General features: G+C 41.9%; 28 protein-coding genes. 16 read left to right on the plus strand and 12 right to left on the minus strand.

Annotation, left to right across the window (positions count from 1 at the left end):
* The first annotated feature begins 281 nt into the window (after nucleotides 1-281).
* From AB0756_RS11835 to AB0756_RS11845, 3 genes are read left to right on the plus strand one after another with little or no spacing between them, the layout of a single operon-like run.
* Nucleotides 282-485, plus strand: a complete 204-nt coding sequence (locus AB0756_RS11835) for a type II toxin-antitoxin system HicB family antitoxin (protein ID WP_038080579.1) — start codon at nucleotides 282-284, stop codon at nucleotides 483-485.
* Complete coding sequence (locus AB0756_RS11840; protein WP_038080577.1) at nucleotides 482-709, plus strand: type II toxin-antitoxin system HicA family toxin; 228 nt, start codon at nucleotides 482-484, stop codon at nucleotides 707-709. The genes AB0756_RS11835 and AB0756_RS11840 overlap by 4 nt, the downstream gene beginning before the upstream one ends.
* Nucleotides 710-735: 26 nt before the next feature.
* Nucleotides 736-912, plus strand: a complete 177-nt coding sequence (locus AB0756_RS11845; RefSeq protein WP_153021607.1) for a hypothetical protein — start codon at nucleotides 736-738, stop codon at nucleotides 910-912.
* Here the strand turns inward: AB0756_RS11845 and AB0756_RS11850 are convergent.
* Complete coding sequence (locus tag AB0756_RS11850; protein ID WP_038080575.1) at nucleotides 907-2,154, minus strand: FAD-dependent monooxygenase; 1,248 nt, start codon at nucleotides 2,152-2,154, stop codon at nucleotides 907-909. The genes AB0756_RS11845 and AB0756_RS11850 overlap by 6 nt on opposite strands.
* Before the next feature lie 113 nt (nucleotides 2,155-2,267).
* Complete coding sequence (locus AB0756_RS11855) at nucleotides 2,268-2,948, minus strand: class I SAM-dependent methyltransferase (RefSeq protein WP_038080573.1); 681 nt, start codon at nucleotides 2,946-2,948, stop codon at nucleotides 2,268-2,270.
* 632 nt (nucleotides 2,949-3,580) lie between these two features.
* Between AB0756_RS11855 and AB0756_RS11860 the strand changes: the two genes are divergently transcribed.
* On the plus strand, nucleotides 3,581-3,871 hold the full coding sequence (locus AB0756_RS11860; protein WP_038080640.1) for a hypothetical protein: 291 nt from the start codon (nucleotides 3,581-3,583) through the stop codon (nucleotides 3,869-3,871).
* Between the two features lie 175 nt (nucleotides 3,872-4,046).
* A complete protein-coding gene (locus AB0756_RS11865) occupies nucleotides 4,047-4,688 on the plus strand; it encodes a DUF4351 domain-containing protein (protein WP_050045111.1) in 642 nt (213 codons plus the stop codon).
* A 179-nt stretch (nucleotides 4,689-4,867) separates the two neighbouring features.
* Here the strand turns inward: AB0756_RS11865 and AB0756_RS11870 are convergent, their stop codons facing one another.
* Nucleotides 4,868-5,728, minus strand: coding sequence for a hypothetical protein (locus tag AB0756_RS11870; protein WP_038080571.1), 861 nt, complete (start codon nucleotides 5,726-5,728; stop codon nucleotides 4,868-4,870).
* A 290-nt stretch (nucleotides 5,729-6,018) separates the two neighbouring features.
* Here AB0756_RS11870 and AB0756_RS11875 point away from each other — a divergent pair, with 290 nt between their 5' ends.
* From AB0756_RS11875 to AB0756_RS11890, 4 genes are all read left to right on the plus strand, one after another.
* A complete protein-coding gene (locus AB0756_RS11875) occupies nucleotides 6,019-6,708 on the plus strand; it encodes a VOC family protein (protein ID WP_038080569.1) in 690 nt (229 codons plus the stop codon).
* 46 nt (nucleotides 6,709-6,754) lie between these two features.
* Nucleotides 6,755-7,465 carry an SDR family NAD(P)-dependent oxidoreductase gene (locus AB0756_RS11880; RefSeq protein WP_038080567.1) on the plus strand — a complete coding sequence of 237 codons (711 nt, stop codon included), beginning with the start codon at nucleotides 6,755-6,757 and terminating at the stop codon, nucleotides 7,463-7,465.
* A 24-nt stretch (nucleotides 7,466-7,489) separates the two neighbouring features.
* Nucleotides 7,490-7,621: a hypothetical protein gene (locus tag AB0756_RS11885; RefSeq protein WP_272899685.1), complete on the plus strand. Its 132-nt coding sequence runs from the start codon at nucleotides 7,490-7,492 to the stop codon at nucleotides 7,619-7,621.
* 63 nt (nucleotides 7,622-7,684) lie between these two features.
* The gene (locus tag AB0756_RS11890) at nucleotides 7,685-9,061 is read left to right on the plus strand and encodes a dihydrolipoyl dehydrogenase family protein (RefSeq protein WP_038080566.1); all 1,377 of its coding nucleotides are present in this window, start codon (nucleotides 7,685-7,687) and stop codon (nucleotides 9,059-9,061) included.
* Nucleotides 9,062-9,492: 431 nt separating this feature from the next.
* On the opposite strand, the gene AB0756_RS11895 is transcribed toward AB0756_RS11890, so the two are convergent.
* Nucleotides 9,493-9,993, minus strand: coding sequence for a hypothetical protein (locus tag AB0756_RS11895; protein ID WP_050045110.1), 501 nt, complete (start codon nucleotides 9,991-9,993; stop codon nucleotides 9,493-9,495).
* Between the two features lie 10 nt (nucleotides 9,994-10,003).
* Here AB0756_RS11895 and AB0756_RS11900 point away from each other — a divergent pair, with 10 nt between their 5' ends.
* Nucleotides 10,004-10,459, plus strand: coding sequence for a hypothetical protein (locus tag AB0756_RS11900; RefSeq protein WP_038080557.1), 456 nt, complete (start codon nucleotides 10,004-10,006; stop codon nucleotides 10,457-10,459).
* A 97-nt stretch (nucleotides 10,460-10,556) separates the two neighbouring features.
* Here the strand turns inward: AB0756_RS11900 and AB0756_RS11905 are convergent, their stop codons facing one another.
* The 3 genes from AB0756_RS11905 to AB0756_RS11915 form a co-directional block, all read right to left on the minus strand.
* Nucleotides 10,557-10,790, minus strand: a complete 234-nt coding sequence (locus AB0756_RS11905; protein WP_038080556.1) for a hypothetical protein — start codon at nucleotides 10,788-10,790, stop codon at nucleotides 10,557-10,559.
* A 106-nt stretch (nucleotides 10,791-10,896) separates the two neighbouring features.
* Nucleotides 10,897-11,658 carry a hypothetical protein gene (locus AB0756_RS11910; protein WP_237265800.1) on the minus strand — a complete coding sequence of 254 codons (762 nt, stop codon included), beginning with the start codon at nucleotides 11,656-11,658 and terminating at the stop codon, nucleotides 10,897-10,899.
* Nucleotides 11,659-11,803: 145 nt separating this feature from the next.
* Entirely contained in the window at nucleotides 11,804-12,628 is an 825-nt protein-coding gene (locus AB0756_RS11915) for a TrmH family RNA methyltransferase (protein ID WP_038080552.1), read from the minus strand.
* Between the two features lie 270 nt (nucleotides 12,629-12,898).
* Between AB0756_RS11915 and AB0756_RS11920 the strand changes: the two genes are divergently transcribed.
* The 3 genes from AB0756_RS11920 (at nucleotide 12,899) to AB0756_RS11930 (ending at nucleotide 14,781) form a co-directional block, all read left to right on the plus strand.
* The gene (locus tag AB0756_RS11920) at nucleotides 12,899-14,131 is read left to right on the plus strand and encodes an RNA-guided endonuclease InsQ/TnpB family protein (protein ID WP_038080550.1); all 1,233 of its coding nucleotides are present in this window, start codon (nucleotides 12,899-12,901) and stop codon (nucleotides 14,129-14,131) included.
* Nucleotides 14,132-14,171: 40 nt separating this feature from the next.
* Complete coding sequence (locus AB0756_RS11925; RefSeq protein ID WP_038080548.1) at nucleotides 14,172-14,363, plus strand: hypothetical protein; 192 nt, start codon at nucleotides 14,172-14,174, stop codon at nucleotides 14,361-14,363.
* Nucleotides 14,364-14,439: 76 nt separating this feature from the next.
* Complete coding sequence (locus AB0756_RS11930) at nucleotides 14,440-14,781, plus strand: hypothetical protein (RefSeq protein ID WP_050045109.1); 342 nt, start codon at nucleotides 14,440-14,442, stop codon at nucleotides 14,779-14,781.
* A gap of 109 nt (nucleotides 14,782-14,890) precedes the next feature.
* Here the strand turns inward: AB0756_RS11930 and AB0756_RS11935 are convergent, their stop codons facing one another.
* Nucleotides 14,891-16,015, minus strand: coding sequence for an alpha/beta fold hydrolase (locus tag AB0756_RS11935; RefSeq protein WP_038080544.1), 1,125 nt, complete (start codon nucleotides 16,013-16,015; stop codon nucleotides 14,891-14,893).
* Nucleotides 16,016-16,143: 128 nt separating this feature from the next.
* Entirely contained in the window at nucleotides 16,144-16,938 is a 795-nt protein-coding gene (locus AB0756_RS11940; protein WP_038080542.1) for an SDR family oxidoreductase, read from the minus strand.
* A gap of 442 nt (nucleotides 16,939-17,380) precedes the next feature.
* Between AB0756_RS11940 and AB0756_RS11945 the strand changes: the two genes are divergently transcribed.
* Nucleotides 17,381-17,917, plus strand: a complete 537-nt coding sequence (locus AB0756_RS11945; RefSeq protein WP_038080540.1) for a pentapeptide repeat-containing protein — start codon at nucleotides 17,381-17,383, stop codon at nucleotides 17,915-17,917.
* Between the two features lie 36 nt (nucleotides 17,918-17,953).
* Here AB0756_RS11945 and AB0756_RS11950 read toward each other — a convergent pair whose 3' ends face one another.
* A complete protein-coding gene (locus tag AB0756_RS11950) occupies nucleotides 17,954-18,667 on the minus strand; it encodes a rhomboid family intramembrane serine protease (protein ID WP_038080538.1) in 714 nt (237 codons plus the stop codon).
* A gap of 108 nt (nucleotides 18,668-18,775) precedes the next feature.
* Between AB0756_RS11950 and AB0756_RS11955 the strand changes: the two genes are divergently transcribed.
* Nucleotides 18,776-20,896 carry a serine/threonine-protein kinase gene (locus tag AB0756_RS11955; RefSeq protein WP_038080536.1) on the plus strand — a complete coding sequence of 707 codons (2,121 nt, stop codon included), beginning with the start codon at nucleotides 18,776-18,778 and terminating at the stop codon, nucleotides 20,894-20,896.
* A gap of 52 nt (nucleotides 20,897-20,948) precedes the next feature.
* Here AB0756_RS11955 and AB0756_RS11960 read toward each other — a convergent pair whose 3' ends face one another.
* Together AB0756_RS11960 and AB0756_RS11965 are read right to left on the minus strand one after the other, a co-directional pair.
* Nucleotides 20,949-22,751 (minus strand): protein kinase domain-containing protein, encoded by a 1,803-nt coding sequence (locus AB0756_RS11960; protein ID WP_038080534.1) that lies wholly within the window; start codon nucleotides 22,749-22,751, stop codon nucleotides 20,949-20,951.
* A gap of 352 nt (nucleotides 22,752-23,103) precedes the next feature.
* On the minus strand, nucleotides 23,104-24,633 hold the full coding sequence (locus AB0756_RS11965) for a YcjF family protein (RefSeq protein WP_038080531.1): 1,530 nt from the start codon (nucleotides 24,631-24,633) through the stop codon (nucleotides 23,104-23,106).
* A 206-nt stretch (nucleotides 24,634-24,839) separates the two neighbouring features.
* On the opposite strand from AB0756_RS11965, the gene AB0756_RS11970 reads away from it, so the two are divergent.
* Entirely contained in the window at nucleotides 24,840-26,537 is a 1,698-nt protein-coding gene (locus AB0756_RS11970) for a sensor histidine kinase (protein WP_038080529.1), read from the plus strand.
* Nucleotides 26,538-26,721 lie beyond the last annotated feature (184 nt).

The raw sequence follows: 26,721 nt of genomic DNA on the forward strand, positions 1-26,721 counted from the left end.
ATCCGGTGGCTCCGCCTGGTAATGCCTTATGAGAGGCTCCACCGCCAGTAAGATATAGCAGTTACTACTTTGCTCAGATACAGGAAAAAAGAATTAACCGCAGATGAACGTGGATAGACGCAGATAAATTTATCCTCAGCAGTCTCAGAAAAGCTATAAATTTATGCGATCCCAAAACCGTTTCTGTAATCCTTCTTAGTTGATTACTACTCAAACCATACAGATGTCCCAAGATTGCTCTTTGTTATGATACCAATAGATTGTTTAACTCTCATAAAAATATGAAACTCAGAGTTATTCTTGAACCTAGTGATGAAGGTGGCTACACTGTTTATGTTCCTTCGTTACCTGGTTGTATTAGTGAAGGTGAGAATATTGATGAAGCGTTAGCAAATATTCAAGAAGCTATAGAACTTTACCTTGAGCCTGTAGAAGACGAAGTTTCTTCAACAGAAGGCATTATCATTCGAGAGTTAGTCCTATGAGTAAGGTTCCTAGCGTTCCATATCAACAAATTATTGCTGCTTTGGAACGAGATGGGTGGGTAGTCGTTCGTCAACGAGGGAGTCACATTCGATTAGAAAAAGAACTATCTGATGAAGTTCTCAAATTGACAGTTCCAGCTCATCGCCCCGTTAAACGTTCAACTCTGGCTCGTATTTTGAAACAAGCCCGCATAAGTGTAGATCGATTTCTCGAACTTTTGTAATACAAAAAACTTGTAGAACGGGTGTTTTGCCCGTTACAGACACGCAGGGCATACAGTATGATGATACTTTACAAGTTGCACGCATCTCCGTAAACTTTTGTATTTTATTATTACTTATAACAAGTATGCGTGTTGGGATTGGAGAGAGCCGATGCTTGCTATCTATTTCAATTGCCAATCCCGATCGCAACCAAAAATTATAGATCGAGTTTAGATAGAACCTTTTCCCATGAAGGTTCGTAATCAAACAACCATTTAAATTGCAAATCACCCAGCCACGTTGGAGTGAGTTTGTAAATCCAGTTGCGAAAAAAACATCCTAGAGAAGAGTTAGTTTGACCGAGAGCACCTACTTGGCGGGATACATTAAAGACACGAGTCACCCTTTGGCTGCGGCTGCTTTCATACTGACGCAACAGTGACGGAATTGCCTTGTAGTTAGCACTGAGATTTAGTAACTTAGCGATTTCAAAGGCGTCTTCTACTGCCATACAGCCACCTTGACCTAAATTTGGTTGTACCGGATGAGCAGCATCTCCAAGTAAGGTGACCCGACCTCTTCCCCACTCAGTACCCAAAGGTTCCCTATCAAAAATATCATCTCGGTAAATCTTCTTATCGTCTAGAGCCTCAATAATGGCAGGTACTGGTTGGGCATAATCAGCAAAGATTTTTCGTAATGCTTGAATGGAGCCGCCAACTGCATCATCATTACCACCAGATTTGCTGTGGCTAAAAGCATAGAAAGCAATTCGATCGCCGCCAACATCAAAATAGCCAAAGCGGTTTCCCTGACCCCAGTATTCCATCCAACTATATTGTGCATCTAGAGGTATGTTCCCTCTGTTAAAGTATCCCCTCCAGCAACACGTACCACTATAAACTGGATCTTCGAGAAACTCTTTACCGTTCAGACAAGCACGCACCTTTGAGTACAGACCATCAGCACCTACTAAAATGTCTCCAATGTCTGTACTTCCGTCTTGAAAGTAAACCTTTACACTATCTCCAGTATCTTCAAAGCTTTTAAAGGCGACACCAGTTTGTACTGTTCCCTCAGGTAAAGCCTCATATAAAATCCGTTGCAGTTCAGGTCTGAGAAGACATACACCTAAATCTTCTTCACCCACAAATTCTGGGGAGTTAATGTATAAAGGATCTCCAGTTTTGCTAGAGAACCCACCCTTTAAAATTTTGCCTCCTTGTTTGTAAAAACGGTTGAAAATCTCGCCTCCCCAAAGAAGGCGATAAATCCGCATGGCATTACGCTGAATAAATATACCTCCAGGTCCAGATAACATGGTGTCAAGTTCTCGCTTTTCGTACACCTTCACTTCAATTCCCACGTCAAGACACGCACGTGCTAAAGTCAAACCACCTATTCCACCCCCGATCGCAATTACCTTTGGCTTGGTCGGCTCGATGGCTTTCCCTACAGTTTGCATTGCTGGCTCCAAATACACATATACTTCATGATATGGCTCTTGACACTACTTAACAGAATTTAATACAAGTGCGTGTCACCTGCACAGCCTCAAGTAAGAATGAAAATTGCGCTTCAGTTCCGCTCAAAAACAAAAATGATTGAGATAGGTTTGTTAGTTACCGGATGGTACATTTCTCGTAAATTCAGCAGTCGGTAATCGCGAGTGCAAAATTCCTCAATCCAAGATTCAACAGTACGGTAATACCAAGGAGCAGGGTGAAATGGCTCGTTTCCGATCTCCTGCCACGAAGTCTCCCTCCAGCCATCTGCGGTTTCAGTGTCACCACAAGCAGTAGACGGGTGAAGTGTTTGAACGATGATTTTACCACAAGGTTCTAGAAGACGGTGACCGGCATCAGCGATATCAGTCAAGTCTCTTTGTCCGAGAATTGAAAAGTTACAGATAAAGCAAGAAAAACGATCGATGTTACCAAATTTTTGCGTTCCCAGATCGGAGTATAAACTTACAAGAAAGCGAGAATCTCCATATTCCCGTGCTGCTTCAATCAAAGCGCAAGAAGCATCTACGCCCCACCCATCAATTCCCTTAGCAAAAAGTTCGCGACACAACCATCCTTCTCCGCATCCTACATCCAAAAAAGTTGTCGGATTCAGCCCAGTTAGAGTCTCTAGTATGCTCTTGTTAGTAACAAGAACCCTGCTTTCAATTTGATTGTACCGAATCACCCGCGTCCAGGACAAGGCATTTTGGTTCCATGAATTCAGGATTCGTTCTTCATTTTCATGCATCATTTTCCTATTTCTCTCTATTAGAATAAATTTTCTTTTTCACTATTTCAACTAATTGTTGATGTTGTTCTTGCGTTAGCTTTACTATGTGATTTTTTGGCATATCCTAATTGCATTTAACTCGACCTTTCAAATGTATTATACATCCGCGTCTTATACCCTCTTTATAATTGAGTCCGCGTAAGCGGTAAGTCCAGATCTACAGGCGTGTTTCCCACGCCCAGGTAACTAGCGAACCCGGAAATGAATTTTAGCGTGAACGAGGAGTCACACAAGTTGGTGCAACAGGAGAGCCAATTCTGTCTAATAAAAAAACAACCGTAGATGCTTGTCATAGGGTTTTGCGAAAGTTTGTAGGTGTTGTGTCTGTGGATGGCCTTCTTGATAGTTAGGTTGAGCCAAAATTCTTCTGCAGCTTGATAAGTTTTTTGATAAAGCAGCTTAAGAATGTTTAGTATGAATCATTAATAGATAAATTTTTTAATTATAAATTTAAAGTAAAAAATTAGAAAATTAGAATAAAATTTAATAGAGTAAAATATAATTATTAAGTTTATTAAAGCCAGACAGCTACTGGCTTAAAATATTAAGCTAAAACCAATTTTTTCAAGTGAATATCATTTACCAAAAGCAAAATGACTGAAGTAAGAGCCAACTATGATAAATCCTGGAAAGAAGCTTTAAACGAATATTTTGAAGACTTCTTATCCTTTTTCTTCCCCTCAGCACACACAGCAATTGATTGGACACAACCTCCTGAATCTCTGGATAAAGAGCTTCAAAATATTACCGCTTCAGCACAAGCGGGAGATGGAGTAGCTGATAAACTGTATAAAGTTCGGTTGTTGGACAAAAAAGAAGCTTGGATTTTAATCCACATTGAAGTGCAAAGTGATTATGATGTTAACTTGGAAAAGCGAATATAAGTAAGTCGGCGCGATAAAACCAATGTATGTTGAGTTTTGTAAAAACCTTAGAACGACGTATTCATAGGCTCTTTGTTGATTTTATATGTCGTTACATAGTTTGATTTTTTAACGCTGACTTACTTACACTTATAATTACCGCGCCGCCGAACTTTATGAGAAATTTGTTGTTAGTTTGGCGGTTTTAGGTGACACTATTCCTACATGGCGACCTAACCGCTATGCTAAATCTGTTTTAGATTGCTCATTGAGTTTCACATTTCCCTCTGTCAAGCTTATGGATTACGAACAGAGTTGGCATGAGTTAGAATCCAATAGTAATCCATTTGCCATCATTACGATGGCACATCTAAAAACTAAAGCAACCACGAGTAATTTGACTCAAAGGGAAGAATGGAAATGGCATTTAATTTGCGGACTTTATGAGCAGGGTTTGACAAAACAGCAAATTGTTAAGCTCTTTGACATAATTGATACAATGATGACGCTGCCCGAACAGCTACAAAAAAGATTAGTTGCCAAAATCAATCGTTTTGAGGAGGAAAGGAAAATGGCTTTGGTGAGCCCAACTGTACAACTTGCTAGGGAAGAAGGTAGGGAAGAAGGTAGGGAAGAAGGCGAAATAATAGGTGAGCAGAAAGTCATTATACGACAACTCAATCGTCGTCTTGGTGAGATTGAAGCCCCATTCATTGAGCAAATTTGTAAATTACCTGTTGCACAGTTAGAAGAATTAGCAGAAGCATTACTGGATTTTTCGACTGTTGCTGATTTAGAACAATGGTTACGAGATAGATCTAATCCTGTAGAAGCCTAAAAAAGTTAATAATCTGATACTAGGGGAGTCATGAGTATTTTGTTTCTTTTCTCCCCTATTACTTGGGTTTATAGGAATTTCAATTCAAAAATGCAATTGTTCTGGAGATATCTAACAAACTACTTATTGTTTTTTCACGTAATGTTATTACTCCTCAAGTGCTCGCATTCCATCAGTTGTTAGCAGCGGGCTGGGGATTCGTAGTAATTACTAATGGGTTGCTGCCACAGCAAGCGCTTTAAATCTGACGAAAATACTCGCAGAAGCAAAAAAGGCGCACTAAAGTTATCGACAGGTAAAATCTGCAGCAACACAACGCAGTTAGAGAGTTGGGCAGAGCGAACCACCCAATGTTTCTGGGACGACATCAAAGACGAATTGACTGGCACTCCCCCAACACAGTCGCTGGGAAAAGGAATGGGCAGTTGATTATCCTGCTGGTTCTCCATGAACTTTGTGAAGCCATCTATGCGATCGGTTTTAGCTAACGAGACATTTGCTGTTGCTGGAATAACTTGCACCAACATAGAAATTGCTTTATAACTTTCAGCTTCTATGTGCGGGCTGGGAACGGCTCCTCCCGCGTATTGGGTTCTGCCATCAATGCGTATCCAAAGGTTTTGTGTTGAAGCTTGCTGGGCTGCTTCAACATTAATGGATAGTCCCTGATAATGGTTATAGTCAAAGATGGCAGGCAAGCCCAATAGCATATTGAACCAAGTCGAGGTGTGGACTGTTTCACCAGTTTCAGTATTCAGTGCTAGGATGCAAAATTGACTACCCAATCCTTCTATCAGCCAAACATTTTGCCCCACTACTGCCAGAGGTACTCCCGGAGTTGGCACAGTCCACAGCAGTTTGCCAGACTGCAATTCTCGTTTGGCTATGCCTCGATCGATGGTCTGATGGAACAGAGAAACTTCATCTGCATCTACCGCTACCCCAGGAAAAAGTAGGGGGACTGCTGCCGATGCATCTGGCGATTTTTGATTTGTCAGCTGTTTTCCACGCAAGCGACGCCTCCATGAGAGAAAATTCATGTTGTAATCAAAATGTTTGGACAAGGGGATAAGTACACTTTAATCTTAAGTGTAGGCAGAAAAGGCAGAATACGAAAAAGCATTATCAGGATTGAAAAATAGTAAATACGACTTTGACCATCAACGTGTTGATATTGCTTGTGGCTCACTTAGGGTAGCCTGCTTCAAGCAAAGAACAATTAAATCGCGTTTTAACTCAAATAACTTGAGTGGTTTATATTGGGCGATTAAAGAAGAATGAAAAGTAATCAATTTGAACATCAAATCCATCAACAATAAAGGAGATCGAAATGAGTAGCAATCGCTTAAGCAGTCAAAACATGAAACTCGAAGTCGTGGTATTCAGCGTTTCCGACGTTGACCGTGCGAAGGCATTCTACGAGAATCTCGGCTGGCGGTTCGACATCGACGTGGTGGAGGGCGACTTCCGTGGCGTGCAGATGACGCCCCACAACTCGGAAGCCTCGATTATCTTCGGCAAAGGAGTGACTCCGAACAATATTGGCTCGGCGCACAACCTGGTTCTAGCCGTGGACGACCTCGACGCCGCCCGCGAAGACTTGATCGCTCGTGGTGTCAACGTGAGCGAGATTTTCCACTACGCTGGCGGACCCTTTAACAACGCTGTTGAGAACCCGCGAGTCGGCGGACGCGACCCGCAAGGTCGTTCTTATTTCTCATTTGCCTCGTTTGAAGATCCAGAAGGGAATCTCTGGTTGCTCCAGGAGATCGAGGAACGACTTCCCGGTCGCGAGTGGGAGTTGACGCAAGCACGAGACATGGACGTTGCAACCTTTGCAACTCTTCTCCGCGAGACGGCAGAGCACCACGATCGCTACGAGAAGGTTCACTCCGAGCATCACTGGTGGGATTGGTACACACCTTATCTAAAGGCACGTCAAAATGGCAGCAGTCCAGAAGAAGCTGACGCAGCTGCTGACCGTTACATGGAAGAGGTTTTTTCTGTTCTTTCCAAATGATGAGGTCAGAATTGCAACACCCTCAAAAGCATAAAGGAGTTTTACTATGAGCACTGAACAGAAAGTTGTTGTGATTACCGGGGCATCGCAAGGCATCGGCGCAGCCCTCGTCAAGGCGTACCGCGATCGCAATTATCGGGTGGTGGCGACCTCGCGCTCAATCGAGCCATCGAATGATGATGAAGTCCTAGTGATACCTGGTGACATCGCCGAGCGAAAAACCGCCGAGCGTGCCATTTCCGAAGGCGTGGCTCGATTCGGGCGCATCGATACCCTCATCAACAACGCTGGCATCTTCATCTCCAAGCCATTTACCCAATACACCGAAGCTGACTACGCAGCGTACTTGGGCACCAACATCGCTGGTTTCTTTCACATGACGCAATTCGCCATCGCCGAAATGGAGAAGCAGGGCAGCGGTCATATCGTGCAGATCTCGACGAGCTTGGTTGACAACCCGATCGCTGGCGTACCGTCCGTGCTTGCGTCGCTGACAAAGGGCGGACTAAATGCTGCGACCAAATCGCTAGCGATCGAGTATGCCAAGCGCAGTATCCGGGTGAACGCAGTGGCGCTGGGTACTATCAAGACGCCAATGCATCCTGTCGAAACCCACGTACAGCTCGATGCCCTGCACCCGATCGGTCATATGGGCGAGATTTCCGATGTTGTCGATGCGGTTCTCTACCTCGAGTCAGCTAACTTCGTGACGGGTGAAATCCTTCATGTCGATGGGGGACAGAGCGCAGGACACTAACTTGCATTCCGGAGTACTGACTCAATGGCAGTGGTAAACTCAGAATTACGAGTACATGGAATTGAGGACTCACAAGTTCTCAATTCCTCCATCATAAATGCTGAGGACAAGCAATACAAACGCACCAACGATCGCAATCGGCGACCTTCTCACTGATTTAATTAAAGCTAGTCATACTCGACAAACTGCAATAAGTAGTAGCTATTAACAGAGGTAACCATGGAAACAGCAGATGTAATTGTGATTGGAAGCGGTCAGGGCGGAGTTCCACTTGCGGTTGACTTTGCCAAAGCAGGTCGAAATGTCGTTCTATTTGAGCGCGATGCATTGGGCGGCAGTTGCATAAACTATGGCTGTACTCCTTCTAAAGCCTTTTTAGCAGCTGCCCATGCCGCAGGTCGCGCTCGACAAGCGGCAAAGCTAGGCATACACGCGCAGGTTGAAGTTAATTTTTCTACTGTGATGGAGCGTGTGCGTAGTATTCGCAGCCAGTTTAACCAGGGTACTAAGCGCCGATTAGAGAGTGCAGGGGTTAGAGTTGTTTGCGCTGAAGCCGCTTTCACCGGAGAACGAACTGTGAGCGGAGGAGGTGTAACCGTGCAGGCTCCGCTCGTGGTCATCAACACGGGAACATCCTCTACTATTCCTGACATTCCTGGTTTAGCTGGAACGCCTTATCTCACCAACCGAAATTTCTTTGATTTGCAGCAAATTCCCCCACGATTGCTCGTAGTCGGCGGTGGCTATATTGCCCTAGAGTTAGGGCAAGGAATGGCACGTTTAGGGAGCCAAACCACATTGATTGTGCGGGGCGATCGCTTGCTGGCTCAAGAAGAATCCGATGTCAGTGCTGTGCTTGCCGATGCCTTTAAGCAAGACGGAATTGGACTGCATTTCAATGTGACTGTTCGGCAGGTTGCTTATACCAATGGTGTGTTTACCCTAACGCTGAATAATGGTGAAGTACTTAATGGGGAAGCATTGCTGATTGCGACTGGGCGCAAACCGAATACTCAGGCATTAAATACCGCAGTGACAGGCGTTGAATTAGATGCACAAGGGTTTGTTAAAATCGACGAGCGGTTTCAAACAACTCATTCTGGAATTTATGCGATCGGAGACGTTGCCAAGCAGCCTGCTTTTACCCATGTTTCTTGGGAAGACTATCGTCGATTGAAAGCCATTCTGTGTGGCGAACACCGGACACGCAACGATCGAGTGTTAGGCTATGCCGTTTACACAGAGCCGCAAGTGGGTCGGGTAGGGATGACGCTAGACCAGGCTCAAAAACAGGGAATTACCGCCCGCGAAGTCACCCTGCCGATGGCTTACATCGCCCGTAGCATTGAATGGGGGCACGATCTGGGTTTCTACCGCATGGTTATCGACACACACACAAATTTGATTTTAGGAGCAACGTTGGTTGGGTACGAAACGGCGGAACTCGTGCATGTCTTTTTGTCACTTATGGAAGCTAAAGCAACTTGGCAGGTACTCGAACAATCGGTTCACATTCACCCAACTTACGGTGAGGCATTGCCCAGTCTTGCAAGACTACTTGTTGGAGATGATATGCCAACTTGTCCTAATATGTAAGAAAAGAGCAATCAATAACTACCGTTTTGAAGATGGCGATTGTTCTGTGATATCCGGAAAGGTATCTAAGAAGATGTTTGAAAAGTGGTTAGCTGTCATTTTCATCACATTACTACCCCCCTTAGTTCCCTTTGGGAAAGGGTATTCATCCACTCGGCGCATTCGTTCTAGGCGGGAGTGAATATAACGGGACGGCATTTAAGGCTGGTTGGAGATGTCAATTTGATAGTAACTGACTGTAGTCTAAAGCAATGACTTGATTAGGTGCTAGCACGTCGCCCACAGTCACGACTTCCAAGGTCTCCACCACTTCTGGGTACTGAGTGCGTATCATCGCAACAGCATCCTCCAAATTGGCTGCTTGAGCTATGTATAAGTAAATGACCCAAAATGGTATTACTTCTGCATCATTAGTTAGACAGTATTCAGTTTTATCTGAGGGACAGTTGAGCTAAATTTGTGGCAACTTTTCCTACCCAAAAACTATCAACTTCCATTCTTCCTTTTGATAAAAACATCTTCTTTTTTACCAGATAATTTTCATAATTAAGCCTAATTTGGTATGTACCAGATTTGAAGTTATATAATTCCCAAACACCTCCATAAAATGCTTTACCTGAAAGCGTAAGGCAGTCTTTGCTGTACCAACTGAATTGGGCATTCACTAAAAATTCCAAATTCTGTCCGGGTGTAATCAGCGGAATATCTGATTCTTCAGTTTCAGTACTAGTATTCCGATTTACGCCTTCTACTTTCATTAGCCGTCCATGTGAATCTGAAAGTTCTGGTAGAAACCGCTGCAACTCAAAACGATAAGGAATTGACGTTTGATTGGTAATCCGAACTCCAAACTGAACAGGAGTTTCGTCTCCATGCTTAGGAAGGTGTATCATTCGTTCGGGGACTAAAGTTTCAAATCGAATTCCATTCACTTCAACGGCATTGTTATGGTCTTCAACTCCAACGTCAATACGTCTTTACCAAAATGAACCTACCACAAATTTTAGCAAGTTAGTAGGATTAATTGCCACATCTACAATTGAAGCAGTCTTTGACCCTTATTTAGATAACAAAGGTTTGAGCCACATTTTAACACTAGCAACACTTGGAGTCTCTGTTTCACAAAATGTACGCCTGCTTACCTCAAGCAAAGTGGGTAATAGATTAACTAAGCCTTATATTCAATCATGGTTTAAAGAGCTAAACTCTTTAGGAGAAATCCGGCAATTAAAATCTGATAAAGAACACCGTCGTTTCATGCTTTTAAGTGGTGGGCAAAGTCTTATCATAGGGTTATCTCTGAATGACCTATCAAAAAATGAAGCGGCTCACTTGGAATCTGATACACAAGATTCGATGTTTTTTAATTCTGAATGGAACACTGCTTCAACGATTTAAATATGCAGATGTTGGTATAAGCAACCCAAAGTGCTCGCTAAGCCCTTGTGTGCAGCCATAGCCAAACTACTCCACGCCTGAGCGCTCGCCCTATACGCTATTCCAATAACTCTAACTGCACTGACTCCGGTTCTGGTTCTGACTGTTGGGTTTTTTTACCCCGCCGTCCACCAGTTTTGGGTGTGTATTTCTTAGCAGTTTTGGTTTGGTTTTGGAGTAAGGCACGTTCTGCGCGAATGCATTCTAGCAGGACAGATGCAGGTTCGTCATTGGGGTCTTCGGGAACGAGTTCGCCACGAAAGGCGGCGGCTAGCACTGATTGACGGAACATTCTGACAGTATAAGTACGTAAGCCGATGTTTCATCATAGACTGAGTGGAGAGCTATCCTGTTGAACCTGTTAATTGTGTCTAGAGACTTTTGCATAAATGCCCCAGTTAAATTTTGTGCTCCATAAATAAATGGATGTTGAAAAGGCAATGAGAAACATCTTCTTTGTTGGTATAGTTTTGATGAATTGGAATCTCCTGTAAAAATTTCAAAATCAGGATAAGTCGGTAACGCTTGCCGTAACGTTCGCTTTTTGATTCTATGTCAACACGTAAAATCTCTGAAAATGGATATTCAACGAGCTTGCGATCGCGTAAACCTTTGCGTTCTATCACAACTTTATTTAGACTCTTGTAGAAAGTACAGTTTTCAACAGGAGATGTGATTAAGAACATTCCAATTGTCATTAGCACTAGAATGAATAGAAAATATAAAGAGTAATCATGCCACTGGTTTTGCCTAACTGAGAAGTCTGTTTGCTGAGAGCTAATAAAACTATTTATTTGGGAAGCAACTTGCTGATTTTGTTCGTAGTTGTGAGTAGGTGACTGAATCTCAAATTCTCCCTGTGGGCTTGAAATAACGACCTGATACCTGCTTCCTCCCCGACTGCCACTTTTGGTTCTAATATTTGCTATTTGAGGATCGAAAATACGTTGTTTTTTTGTACCTCCCAGTATTCTAAATTGCTTTAATTCACAATTGATTTGGTTGGATGAGAAGCGATGACAGTTGAAACTAGCCGAAACAGGCGTAACAAACAGTCCGGAAATCACAAAAACCAAGCTAAAAGCAAAAATTAACCCACCTTGCCACCACTTTCCCAGAGGTCGGTGCCGCATGACAAGCCTGGTACTCGTTTGCGCCATTATTTTCATGAGGAATTTGCATACGAACGAAGATGTGTATCTTCAGTGTTCCCTCAGTTTCTATCCAAATCATCAAAGGGTTTCTCGCATCCCCTCCAGCGAGAACAGATACGAGATACCCTTTCTATAAGAAAATACTGTGGTTCTAGATATTGAAAACTTTTGACCTATAAACCTCATACATGAGGAGGCTACCTGCTACAGCGAGATTGAGAGAGTCAGCAGTCCCTACGATTGGAATCCGTATAAGATGCTGACACAAATCTCTCTGTTGTTGGGTTAAACCTTGACGTTCCTCACCTAAGAACAGAACAGTCGAACCAGGATAATCAAATTGATGAAAGTCAATTGTTCCGTCTGGTGAAGCACCAATGACATGACAGGAGTGGCGATTTATCCACTCAGTCAGTGTAGAAAATCCGGTGCGTATAAACTTCTGACGGAAGAGTGCGCCCATAGATGCTCGAATAACATCCGGATCGAATGGATCGACTCTCCCACCAATAAATATGAATCCAGCACCACCTATAGCCTCAGAAGTACGAATTAAGGTTCCTAAGTTTCCCGGCGAGCGCACAGTTTCAATAGCTACCCAGCACAAACCAGTTTGTGGAGAAACATCATGCAACTTGAACCAGCGCTGACGCAAGATCGCCGCAACACCTGAAGCACGTTCGGTATGAGAGATTTGTCGAAATTGTTCTGGTGTGATGGAGACGCTGTTCGCGCCTTTGCGCCGAGTTTGGCGAACTAGCTTTCGTGCAATAGGTGCTGTCAGCAGTTTCTCACTAAACAGGATTGTAGATACATCAAAGCCATTGTCAATTGCTTGCACAAAATTCCGTACACCTTCGATGAAAAACAATCCAGAGGCATCACGATATTTGCGGTCAAATTGAAGCTTTTTAACTTCGGCTAACGCAGCCTCAACGTCGAGCCGACGGTGACCGGAACATTTAGCGCCGGTCATCCTCCTTTTGGGAAGCCATCTCGCTTCCTACAACTAAAATTCTAAAATGCATGACGAGTAGCGGACAAAATACCGCAGAATTTGTTTTTGGTAAAATGTATTATACCATAGGTTAGATCCTGTTTTCACTCTGGTTCAAAATTCTCCTTGCGAAAGATTTAGCTTCCCCAGAGAGCTTTTATCAGAAATTTGGGTTTAAAACCTCGCCCTTCTAGGGCGACTTTATGCAAAACATAGTAGCATAAAGATGGAGTTGGTTAGGTCGAGCCGATGATAATCTACGAGTTTAAGGTCGAAGGGAAAGACAGGCAGTATAGGGCGATAAACGACGCTATTCGTACTAGTCAGTTCATTCAAAACAAATGTCTCAGACATTGGATGGATAACAAGGACAAGAAAGTAGATAAATATGCTTTGAATAAGCATTGTGCTGTTCTTGCTGCTGAGTTTTCTTTTGCCGACGAACTTAACTCAATGGCGAGACAATCTGCGGCAGAACGGGCATGGTCGGCGATCGCTCGGTTTTATGATAACTGCAAAAAGAAAGTTAAAGGAAAGAAGGGTTTTCCAAAGTTCAAGAAACATTGCCGTTCTGTTGAATATAAAACATCAGGATGGAAACTTTCTGATACCCGCAAAGCTATAACTTTCTCTGACAAGAAAGGAATAGGAACCTTAAAATTAAAGGGAACTTATGACCTTAACTACTATGAGCTCAAACAAATTAAGCGAGTCCGATTAGTGCGTCGTGCTGACGGGTACTATGCTCAATTTGCCATCGATGTTGACCTAAAAGTTGAGACTCAACCGACAGGTCAAATAGTAGGTATTGACTTGGGATTGAAGTACTTCATTGCTGATAACAAAGGCAATGTAGAACAATCTCCCCAGTTTTATCGCCAGTCTGAAAAACAGTTGAACCGTGCTAACCGCAAAAAATCCAAGAAGTACGACCCCAAAAAGAAAAAAGCGAAACAGACACAATCAACCAACTACCACAAAGCTAGAAATCGATATGCCCGTAAACATTTAAGAGTAAGTAGGCAACGAAAAGAGTATTGCAAGAAATTAGCATACTCCGTCATCCAATCTAACGATTTGGTAGCCTATGAAGACTTGAATGTGAAAGGCTTGGTACGTAATCGTCATCTGGCTAAGTCAATATCTGACGCTGGCTGGTCAACTTTCCGGTCATGGTTAGAGTATTTTGGTCACAAATGTGGGAAGGTTACAGTTGCCGTACCTCCCCATAACACAAGCCAGAATTGCTCTAATTGTGGTGAGAAGGTGAAGAAGTCTCTATCCACTAGAACCCATGTTTGTCCACATTGCGGTTTTGTGGAAGATAGAGACGTGAACGCAGCCATCAATATCCTTAAATTGGGACTCAGTACCGTGGGGCACATGGGAACTTACGCTTGGGGAGATTTGCCCTCTTGGGCGATTGGTGCAAACCTGTCGTCTAACGGCGAGTCAATGAACCAAGAATCTCCGACCCTTTAGGGCGGAGAGTGTCAAAGACCATGCTTCTGTCTGCCACAACATGACTCATACTCTCGTTCACGCAGTTGTTGGTATCCGCAATTACATACTTGTAATTTTTTACACTGAAGCTGACTGTTGGCAGTTTCGAGTTATTAGCTCTGGCGGTGTCGTCTTTGGCGAACGCAAGCTCTACTTTGCTCCTGAAGCCGCAGAAAAGGCTGCACGCGAGTGGATAATGACAGGGAATTAGATGCTTGGAAGCGTTGGCATTCCACTTGCTATTGTATTTTTGAGAAAATGCAATCGCAGGGCAAAGGAAATAAACCATGAATCCCATGAAAGTGATGGACTGGCAGACCAAGCAGTTATCAGAATTACCTCGTGCTGGCGAGGGTAACTGGTCAAGCTGGCTGCAGGAAAACGGTTATGAATTAATTAATAGAGAAGCATTGGGTTACACGGAAATCGAACTTTACGAAAACCCGAGTCATGGAGTTTTTGCTATATATCATCCCATGTATGCAGGCTTGGATACTGAAAGCCTCTATGTCAACATCGCTTCAGAAGAAGATGCTCGGCAGCTGATGAATGTTGCACAACAGTTAGTTGCAGGTATGGGCACAATGTTCAACATTCTTGGGGATGAGGAAGATGAAGACGAGGATTGAATTATTAAAAGTTAAATCCCCGATTTCTTAACGAAGTCGGGGATTTAGACGCAGTTAATTGTCAAAGATCGAGTAGGATTGCTACGTGACAAGTGTGAGGTTAAAAAACTCATTTAAGAAATGAGATTGTCTCAGCTATAAAGCGATCGCGACCTCGTTCTGGTCTGTCTAGTAACAAAAAATGACCGCTGTTAGGAATGACAACAGTTTTGACGCTAGGAGCATTCACTAACTCTGCTTTCAAAGTTGTGATATCTTCCGGTCTTGACCAATGGTCTTGTTCGCCCCGAATTAACAGAGTGGGAACGCGAATATCTGAAGCATTCCAATATTTTTGACCGCGTGAGAGGTTGTAGCTTTCCAAACGGTACCCCCCAGGAATTCTTGCACTTGGAGGTTGACGCATTCCACTCGTGGGATCGCTTGCTAGAGTGATTTGTTGATAGGCTTGTGCAACTGCAGGGACACGCCACAAACTTTTGTCCGCCATTGGAATCGATTCTGTCCAATTTGCTATAAGTCCATCGGCTGTTACCAATCGGTAAGCACCAGCATCCCGCTCAAACTCTCCCGGACGGTCGGAATTCTCAAAGTTTTTGCGATATTCCCAAGGTGCATTTACCGCATACAGACTGTTCAGCAGTACCAAATGGCTTACCTTATCGTTATTGCGGCTGGTATACATACCTGCCCAATGTCCTCCTGTTGCCCAACCAACAAGTGCAACAGAACGAGCTTGATTGCGGGCAATTATCCAATCCACGACTGCATTAATGTCTTGAACTGCTTCCTCGGAAGTCACGGCTGGTGGATTGGCTTTGGGAGGAGCATTCAGGGCTGGAGGACGGGTCGATCGTTCCCACCCTCGAACATTCATCACATAAACCCGATGTCCTGCTTTAGCGAATTTTTCAGCCAGAGAGTAGCCCGGTACATTCACATCAAAGGTTGCAAGACCGCCTCCACCGCCTCCATGAATCAACAAGATGGGAGTACCAGCGTTAGCGGAATTGTTATTAAATCCCACCTCTCGCACAAAAATGCGAATTCCCAGAGCACTAGTGACAAATAGATCTTTACGTATGACTCGAGCCTGAGATGCAGAAATTGAGTTAAGTTTTGATGGTTGAGAGTTGGCGTTTTGTGCTCGAGTTTGACTGCTTGGCATCGTGAACGTGCTTGATAGCAGTACAATTGCAAGTAAACAATTCTGGGGAAGGGGTGACAATTTCATTTACCTTCTCCTATGGCTTAGCAGTTGTGTTAAATTTCTATTGAATCTGTTTCTGGAATGATAACCGTTAGAAAAGATAACTGAACCTCTCTCAGGTAAGAACCCGAAGGATCTCTCCTGCTGTTAGCTTAAGGTTGTATTCGACGTACAATTTTTGACAATAAATTTGGAAAAAGTCGTTTGAGATACACTCCGGCGATTTCTTTTCCACCAATATAAATTTCTTCTTTATTTAATTGAATGGCTTTAACTATTGCTTTGGCACATTGAGAAGCGGGTAATCCTTCTGCTTGGTTTTTGTCCATGATATTATATTTATCTCCCGTTTCTGTTAATGCGTTAAGGGAGACATTGGTTTGAATATAGCCGGGACAGATGAGCGTAACTTGTATGTTTTCTTGCCAAACTTCCGCTCTTAAAGAATCAAAATAACCATGCAATGCGTGTTTGGAAGCAGCATATGTGGAACGAAAAGGGGTACCAAATTTGCCAACAAGACTGCTGATAGCAATAATATGTCCCGATTGTCTGGCTATCATTCCTGGTAAAATATATTTTGTTAAAGCGATCGCAGAAAAGAAATTGACTTCCATAATTTCTCTTTCAATCTCTATGCTGGTTTTGCTAGCAAGAGAGCGCTGGCTGATTCCTCCATTATTAATAAGAATATCAACCCGACCAAAAAAGCTTTCGGCTTGTTCCGCAGATGATTTCCATGTTTCTGCTTTAGTTAAATCAAGAGGAAGAACTTTATAATTATCGGATTCTCCGGGACAATGATTCTTAACTCTATGTAATTCCCGTTCTCTGCGGGACGACAAAATAATTTTAGCTCCTTGTCGTGCTATTTCATAAGTAAGTGCTTCTCCTATGCCTGAAGAAGCACCAGTTATCCATACAACTTTGTCTAATAACTGTGTCATATTCTCAATCAAATGCCTACAATTTTACCATGATTTCTTTGTTGTCTCTATCTATATGTAGAGACCATAGCAATCCTAAATCATTCATGCAAATTTTTAAGTCCTGTAGGATGGGCAATCTCCACTTACTTTTTTCAAAATTTCAATAGGATTGCCACATTTATAACTTTAGATAGACATATTTTAGGGGCTATTTTTGGTACTTTAGAACAATTGCAGTTATATGGCAATCCTAAATTATTTGTAAAAAATTTGGATTGCTAATAGCTAATAGCTAATGGCTAATGGTCAAAAAGCAATTAGCAGTCTTCACTCTTATTTTTGTATTTCATTTTGGACTGCTATATATTCAAAAAAAGGTTTCATTTTTCTAAATAAAGACTTACAGTAATAGTCTTTTAGAAAATCAGTCGTTGTGAGTCATTTGAGTTAGGTAAGAGTCATGAAAGCAACAGAACTCCTCTCACAATATGTAGCAGGTGTTAGAGATTTTACACAAGCCGAACTAAGTGAGGTAAATCTCGCAGGAGCCGATCTCAGTGAAGTTATTTTGGATGGGGCTTTACTTGATGGAGCAAATCTCAATGGAGCAAATCTCAGCCAAGCCAGTCTGACAAATGCAGATCTCAATGGAGCGAATTTAGCTCAGGCAAATTTGAGTGGAGCCGACTTAAGTGGAGCCATTTTAGATGGAGCTATTTTAGATGGAGCCATTCTAGATAATGCTAACTTAAGTCAGTCTGACTTGACTGTTGCTAACCTAATAACTGCAACTCTCAACGAGGCTAACTTGCATGAAGCAAATTTAATGGCTGCAAATTTGGAGCAAGCAAACTTGAGTGGAGCAGATCTAGTTGTTGCTGACTTAACAGATGCGAATTTGAGTCAAGCGGAACTGCAAGATGCGAATTTGAATGGAGCTAATTTGGAAAGAGCTAATTTAGAAGGTACGCTTTTAGATTCAGAACAACCAGAATGAATAAGCAAATTGCCCTCAGAGTAACATGGTGGAGTTTCATTTGTGTTTCTTGGATAAGAATTTCATAAAAACTGCACCGATAACTATTCCCACACCATGAGCCCAGTAACCAAGACTAAAGGGATTAACACCACCTGGAATATTTAAACTGCCAATACCATAAGACAATTGCTGCACAAACCACCAAAATAGGAAGAAAAAAGCTGGTAGTTGTATGGGGATAAAGATAATCAATAAAGGTAAAACCGTGTCAATTTTTGTTTGGGGAAATTTCAGAACATAAGCTCCTAAAATAGCTGCAATAGCCCCATTTGCGCCAATCAACGGTATTGTTAAGCTAGGTTCAACTAAAACTTGTAAAAGCCCAGTCAAAAGACCGGAAAGCAAGTAAAGTAACAAGAACCACCCATATCCCAGAATACTTTCAATGGTTCTACCGAAAACCCATAGAAATATTAAATTACCTAAAATTTGACTAAAACTTCCGTGCAGGAACATTCCGCTCACCAGACAAGTCGCACGCATCAGAACCACTAACCAAGCGGCCAGATTGCCAGAAAGCCCTGCTGCGATCGCATCACTTATCCGTGCTGGTACTATACTCCAAGTATTGACAAAAGCGCCGAGTTCACCGCTTAACTCTAGTTTCAGTTCCCACAAAAACAAAGCAAGATGAATGCCAATCAGCACATAAATAATGACTGGCTTTCGGCGCGTGAAAAAGAAAACGTTATCACCAATAGGAATCATGCTGATTTTGGGTTAGTAGTTAGTAGTTAGTGGTTAGTAGTTAGTAGTTAGTGGTTAGCTGTGGCAATATTGGGATCGGAATCATCAGGATTAGGCTGGGTAAACCGAATGTTAGGAAGCACGCTTGTTGGAAGATACCAAATTATCAGTCACTTGGGAGGAGGTGGATTTGGCGAAACTTTTATCGCTAGTGATACCCATTTACCCGGCTCTCCGCAATGTGTTGTTAAAAAACTTAAACCTCAAGCGAATGACCCTGTTACTTTAGAAACAGCAAGACGTTTATTTGATACGGAAGCTCAAGTTTTATTTAGATTGGGAACTCATGACAGCATTCCCCAACTTTTAGCTTACTTTGAGGAGAACGAGGAATTCTATCTCGTACAGGAGTTTATTGAAGGGTCAAATCTCAGCTGTGAAATCGTACCCGAAAAACCTCTCTCTCAAGATAGCGTTATTGCTCTTTTAGAAGAAATTTTGATAATCTTAGACTTTGTTCACCAACAAAAGGTTATTCACCGCGATGTCAATCCTCATAATATCCTCAGACGGCGTTCTGATGGAAAGTTAATCCTTATCGATTTTGGTGCTGTTAAACAAATCGCCACGCAATTTGTTAGCCCCGATCGCCACACAAAATTTACTGTTGCTATTGGAACTCCTGGCTATATTCCTAGCGAGCAAGCGCAGGGAAATCCCAAATTTAGCAGCGATATTTATGCTGTTGGAATTTTGGGTATTCAAGCATTGACTGGATTGTCTCCTGAAGAATTGGAAAAAGACGCAGAGACTTGCGAAATTATATGGCGCGAAAGGGTTTCAGTGAATGAGGATTTAGCGCAAGTTTTAGATAAAATGGTGCGCTATGACTTTCGACAGCGCTTTTCTTCAGCTTCTGTTGCTTTGCAAGCCCTGAAAGAATTAAAAAAATCTCAGTCTCAAACTGTGGCATTGAGTCCGCCTTCTATAAATAAACAAAATATAAAAACTCAGAGCAAAACTAGTAGCAAATCTGGCAAAAATATATTTATAAAAATTTTAGCTGCTATCACTTTAATAGGTACGGGTACAGCAGGTTCTATTTATGTTGTCAATGCGATTAATTCAACAAATGCAACGGAATTGTATCAGCAAGCCAATACACTTTACGATCTGCAACGTTATAAGGATGCGCTCTCAACCTATGACAGAGCATTAGAACTCAGACCGGATTATGCTAAAGCATGGAACGGTCAAGGGAAAACATTATATGAATTGAAAAAATATCAGGAGGCGTTGGCTGCTTATGATAAAGCCATCCAACTACAGCCCGATCATCTGGAAGCTTGGCGCGGTCGGGGCTTTGCTTTAAATCAATTGCAAAGATACCAAGAATCTGTTTCTTCCTTGGATAAAGCTTTGTTATTCAATAAGAATCAGCCGGAAATTTGGAATAAAAAAGGAGAGGTTTTAACAAAAATCAAACAATACGACCAGGCTATTGACTCTTATAATAAAGCTATTGAATTAAGACAGGACTATTATGAGGCTTGGTATAATAAGGCGCTAGTTCTCAATAATTTGAGACGTTATGATGAAGCACTTGTGGCTTATGATAAAGTGACAGAATTAAAACCTGCTTACGATCGCGCTTGGTACAGTCGCGGTAATGTCTTGGTCAATCTACGACGCTATCAAGATGCAATTTCATCTTATGAGAAAGCAGTACAATACAAACCAAATGATTATTTGACTTGGCTATCTAGAGGAAATTTACTCAACAGTTTGCAACGATATCAAGAAGCTGTAGACTCTTTTGAGGAAGTCATTAAATATAATCCCAGTAACTATCAAGCCTGGTATGGACGGGCTTGGGCGTTTCATCAAATGCAACGTTATGAAGAAGCAGTGATCTCTTATGATAAAGCTGTTCAATTCAAACGCGGAAACTATCAAGCTTGGTACGGGCGCGGAAATTCATTGTATAACTTGAAAAAATATCAAGATGCGATCGCGTCTTACAATCGAGCCATCAGTCAAGAACCGAATCATTACGAACCTTGGTATAGCAAAGGTAATGCTTTGTTGAACTTGAAACTCTATCAAGATGCCATTTCAGCATACAACAAAGCGCTTAAACTTAAGCCGGATTATCAACCAGCAATCGATGCTCGCGATCGAGCACGGGAACAGTTATTATTACCAAGTCAAGACACTGTAGAAACGCCCAACAGTCCGCCTCCACAGTAGAGAAAAACCATGAGTTCTCTCTACTGTGTCTAAAGTTTTTTTTAACCATTGACTATCTTATATTGACTTCATGCAACTCATTATCCAGATCGAGATTTTGTAAACTTGTTGCGGAACTACTATCTGTAAAGGGCTGAACCATATCTAAAGAAGTATTCGTTAACTTTGAGGAAGCTAGTTTTTGACCTTCAGCTTGTGTACGTTGCTTTTGCGTGTACTCAAGTAATTTAACTTGAGCTGTAGCATAGACGGGCGTATCTTTGGGAACCTGTTGGAGAAATTGAACAGCCCCTAGAAAATCGCGTTCTGAAGCTTTGTTATAAGCTTTTTGTAATAAATAAGAAGCTCTCACCTCTTTCTTCCGATTGTACTCAGCTAACTTCTGTTGAACGAGTGCTCCTTCAGAAGATTCTTCAGGAATTTGGCGGAGATAGTTTAGTGCAGTGTTAAAGTCTTTTAATGTTGCCTTTTCATAAGCTTTAGAAAGTAAATTTTTTGTTTGTTCTTCGATGCGTGATTGGGCTTGCTCGACTAAATTGTCAGTTTTTGATTGCCAATAAATATTATCAGGCATTTTAGAGGCAGCGCGAAGAACTTCAGCCCAACGACCTTCTTGAAAGGCTTTTTCAGCTATTTTGTACTGTTCGTCAGCTGTCTGCCATTGTTTTTCCCATTCATCAATACTACTTTGTGCTTCAGGATAAACATTACTATTTGAGGGAATTGACTTAGCTAAAGCAATAGCTTCTTGCAAGTCACCAGATTGAAATTGCTCGGTTGCTTTGTATAAAGTTTCTGTTTCTGAATATGCAGGAGTGTTGTAAATAATCGAATAAACACCAAAACCCATTACCAAAGAATTAGCTGCTAATCCCACCTTCATCCCCGTTAAAAGTGGAGACGATTTCGCTGAAGAAGGGCTGCTGTCGGTACTGACTCTTGGATGAGTGTTGTCATCTGTATCTGAAACACTATACTTTACATCTACGACTGTCTGCGAGTCCCAAGTGTCACTTGGCATTTGCTGAAGTGCTCGCAAGACTTCATTGGCAGATTGATAGCGGTTTTTGTGGTTGTGGCGAACCATTTGGCTGATTACTGCAGCTAGGTAATCACTCACCGGGGTAGTGCTAGAACGCCAAACAATCTCTTGAGTGGTGGGATCGACCTTCAACTGTAGGGGTGTTTGTCCTGTCAGAGCTTGTATAGCAATCATACCCAAAGCATAAATGTCACTATTGGGCTGCGTCTGACCGATAAATTGCTCCGGTGGTATGTATCCCAACGAAGTGACAGGTATCCGATAAATGGGCAAAACTGTATCTGAGCCAAAATCAATAGGCTGAATCGATCCAAAATCGATCAGCATTAGCTTACCATCACAAGCACGTCTGATTAAATTTTCTGGTTTGACATCACAGTGTATGACACCATGAGAGTGAACAAAATCCAGAATCCTCAAAACTTCTTGTAAAAACTCAGCAACCTCACTCTCATTCCACAGATAGCCCAATTCTGGTGTAATGGGTAGTTCTGCTGCGACTGAGTGACCTTCAACAAACTCCTGTACCAAATAGAAACGTTCGTTCTCCTCAAAACAGCCCAGGAGTTCGGGAATTTGGTTGTGATGTCCGAGATTTTTTAGTGTTTCGGTTTCTGTCAGAAACCGCAGTCTTAGAATTTGTAAGTAACTAGGTTGTGTACTAGTAACCTTGAGTTGTTTAACGACGCATTTAGGGTTTTCTGGATTTTCGATATCTACAGCAACGTATGTTTCACCAAATACCCCAGCCCCCAAGCTCTGGACAACTTGGTAACGTCCTTGTAGTACCTTGCCTATCATATAGTTTGTCATTAGCTAGCTACTGAGTCACTGCTTATATAGGTTTTCTATTTTTGCCCCCTGTTTCCGGAATGCCCTGTAAATAAATGAACAATGTAATGTCCTTATTTAACAATAACATATAGTATAGTTATTTTTACGGAGAAAATTAGAAAAAACAGTGTTGAGTATTACTTAGATAAAAACAAGTAGAGTTAATAATAAAGGAAAAGAACAAAAATTTAGAGTATAAAAAGAATAATAGCGTGTTTATAGTTTTCGTGAGTTCTTTCCCCTAGGGCAGTCTTTAGCGAGATATTGAGTAGTGCGATCGCACTGTTCAATCGATGAGAAACGTTTGGTCAAGAACGAGTAGTCCCCCCTATCACGGCTCGCTTTCTTCTTGTAACGGTTTAACAACTCGTGAGATCGCTTCTTGAATAAATGACTTCATAAATTCATCCCGACGGTTCAGTTGGAACTGACGCTGCACAACTTCAGTTATACCGCCATCGCCCCAATCTTGGTCATTGCGAAAATACTCAATAAAACTTTTCCCCGCAATTCGCGTCAGATAGGCAGCTGTTACGCCTTGAATGGCTCTACCAATAATAAAAGTCCCAATATTTGTTTGTAATGCCACAGAAAGTAACTGCAGCGCTCCTTTAACGATTCCCAAACTAGCAAGAGTTTTCCCCAAAGACAGCGCCAATTCCTTTGCACGCTCCAAATTTAAATCGCAACCGTAAACTCTCCCAATTTCCACCACCATTTGGGCATTCACAGCAGCTGTTGCAAGCAAATCTACCACTGGTATTGGTGTCACGGAAACCACACCAGCAACAATCCATTGAAATCGCTCAACTATTTTATTAGCTTGGCGGCGACGTTGAGCATCGATAATTTTTCTTGCTTCTTCACCCAAGCGCAAAGATTGCAGGAGGATATTATCAGCCACCAAATCTTCACCCTCTGCTCGCAAAATTGCTGCCATTCGCTTGAGTAATGGTAAGATTTCGGGTTCTGGTTGAAAGAGACCGCCTTCTTCTAACTCCACCACTTGAGGATTGGCTGAAATTGCCACAACATCACTGGGTGCAATAAATCCGCGCACTCGTTCGCGCAAACGTGCCAAAATAACTTCTTTATCTTCGTCTGTATAAAGATCGACTTTATTTAAGACAACAAGCGATCGCTTACCAATTTCTGCCAGAGATCGCAACGGTTCGTATTCGGAACGCCGAATATCATTATCTACAACAAATAAGAGTAAATTTGCTTCCGTTGCTAGTTCTCGTGCAAGCTGTTCCCGTTCAGTTCCCGCCACACCTGCTTCTAAAATCCCTGGTGTATCCGTAATTAAAATTTTGCGTTCTAATCCCTTTAATCTCAAACAGTAAGTTTCTCCAACTTGAGTGGTTCCCATGGGCGCATCAACCTTACCAACCACGCGTCCCAAAATTGCATTCACTAAAGAGGTTTTTCCAGCACTCCCCGTACCAAATACCACCACTTGAATCTCACCACGAGCAAGATTCGCTTCAATTTCTCGCGATTTGCTAAGTAAAGCTTGACGGGTGACTTCATCTTGAACTTGCTCCAACTGCTGTCGCACAGCTTGTAAAGTGGAAGAAGCTGCTTCGGGTCTGGCGTCTGGAACTTGGATATTTGCTTGCTGTCTGCGCTTGCGGCGTTGACGCTGCTCTCCTGCCTGAATCACTAATATATAGTAAACAAATCCACCAATTAAGGCTGCTATACAAATAACGACTAAGATCGACAGTAAGTTACCCAGCAGGGGAGAACTCCAAGATAATTGCCAGTAAAGCTGAATAAGAGAATTAATCAACCATAGGCTGAGTCCCAGGATAACGATCAGACCAACAATCAACGCGATCGCACGGGATAGAGGCATACTGTTTGAGGGTTGTGAATACGTATTCTAATGCTTCAATCTTAATAGTTTGAGGATGGTTTCCGTATTTTTTACCAAGATATAGGAATGGTGATTTGCTAAACTATCAAATATTTTGTATAAAATTTAGCGTATAGCCCTTACGGACTAGTTCCTCGTTTTTATTACTCTACTGGTTGCTAAAAAAAATTAATATCGAGTGCAGCATGACTTTGACACCTCAGGTAAGCTCTTCTAACTTCGTTAAACGAACATTCCACCGACTTAGTATTCGACAAAAAATTGTGATGGGTTATGGTCTGGCGTTGGGAATTGCTGTTTTGGGGACAATAGCAGGATTGGAAATCGGCAATCGCTACTATCAAAAAGCTAGGGCTCAAATGATGGTAGCAGATGAAGAAGGAGGATTGTTAAGTGAACTGCAAGGCGCTTTATTAGAAATCCAAAGCCACCAGCAAGAAATTGTGCCTATTTTGAAACAATCCCAGATTGTGCAAGCAAAAAATTCTGATTTATTGATTCATCTAACGGAAACAAAAAAGTTAATCGAGCGATTGCAAGAATTTAGTAAAACCCATTCTCAAAAGGATTTACAGGGTTTTCTAGAAAAGCACGAGATGACATTCACGGAGTATTTTCAACAGGTTCAACTTCTACTTCAAAAACTGAATTCTAATGCCAAATCTCAAGAAGAATCGGAAGCGCGATCGCTCATCTGGCAATTTTATCAACATCCAGATGTAATTCAATTTAATAAATTTACTCATGAATTAAAATTATTCACTCTATCAATTCAGGAGCGTCAAAAACAAGCAGATCTTGCCCAAAATCAGGTAGCGACACTGCAAGTTCAAATTATTATTGGCAGTATACTGTTATCTACAGCACTTGCTACAGCATTTGCGTTCTACACAAGTCGTACTATTGCTCGCCCGATCAAAGCAGTGACAGCAGTTGCCAAACAAGTCACTAAAGAAGCCAATTTTGATTTACAAGTACCTGTCATTACAGAAGATGAAGTTGGGGAATTAGCAATCTCTCTCAACCAACTTATTCAACAGGTTAAGAAACTTTTAGAAGAACAAAATGTGGAAACCCAAGCTCGACTGATTCAAAATGAAAAAATGTGTAGCTTGGGAAGAATGCTTGCAGGAGTTGCTCATGAGATTATCAATCCTGTTAATTTTATTTCTGGCAATCTTGTCCATGCAAAAAACTACACTCATGATATTCTCACTTTGTTACAAACTTACAAAACTGAAATACCGAATCCCCCCGTTTCCGTCCAAGCACTTGCTGAGGAGATAGATTTAGATTTTTTAGAAGTAGATTTACCAAAACTATTGACTTCTATAGAATTTGGTGCCGATCGAACCCGTGAAATTGCTCGAAGTTTAAAAGATTTTGCCCGATTGGATGAGGGAGAAATTCAATTTGTAGATATACACGCTTGTTTGAACAGCACGCTCTTAATTTTGCAAAATCGGTTAAAAAAAGGTATTAATATTGTACGTAACTACGGAGAAATTCCCAATGTTCCGGGTTATCCTGGGTTATTATATCAAGTGTTTATGAATTTATTATCTAATGCCGTTGATGCTTTAGAAGAAAAAAATGCAGACACTTCTCAAGTTATTCCCGAAATTACGATTACAACCGAACTTGGCGATTTAGACATGGTTGTTGTAAGGATTGGAGATAACGGTTCGGGTATTTCGTTAGAAAATCAGAGCAAAATATTTGAAACATTTTTTACGACAAAACCTCGAGGGATTGGCACTGGTTTGGGTTTAGCTATTACTTATCAGATTGTGGTGGAAAAACATAGTGGGAAAATCACTTGCAAGTCGGAGTTAGATAAAGGGACTGAGTTTACAGTCTTTCTCCCAATGAATTCCCAATAACTATTACGTAGAATTTAATGTCTATTTTAGCTTCTTTTTGTATGTGACAGATAGCGCAGAATACAAATTAAATTTAAAGATTTCAATTGCCAGTCAGTTTTCGCTAGACATGGCACGAAATTTTGCGTAAGTTAAATGTAAGGAGAAATACATTTCAATACATCCTCCCAGTTCAACTAATATC

It is taken from the genome of Tolypothrix campylonemoides VB511288_2 (assembly GCF_045999855.1).
GTDB classification, from domain to species: domain Bacteria; phylum Cyanobacteriota; class Cyanobacteriia; order Cyanobacteriales; family Nostocaceae; genus Scytonema; species Scytonema bouteillei_A.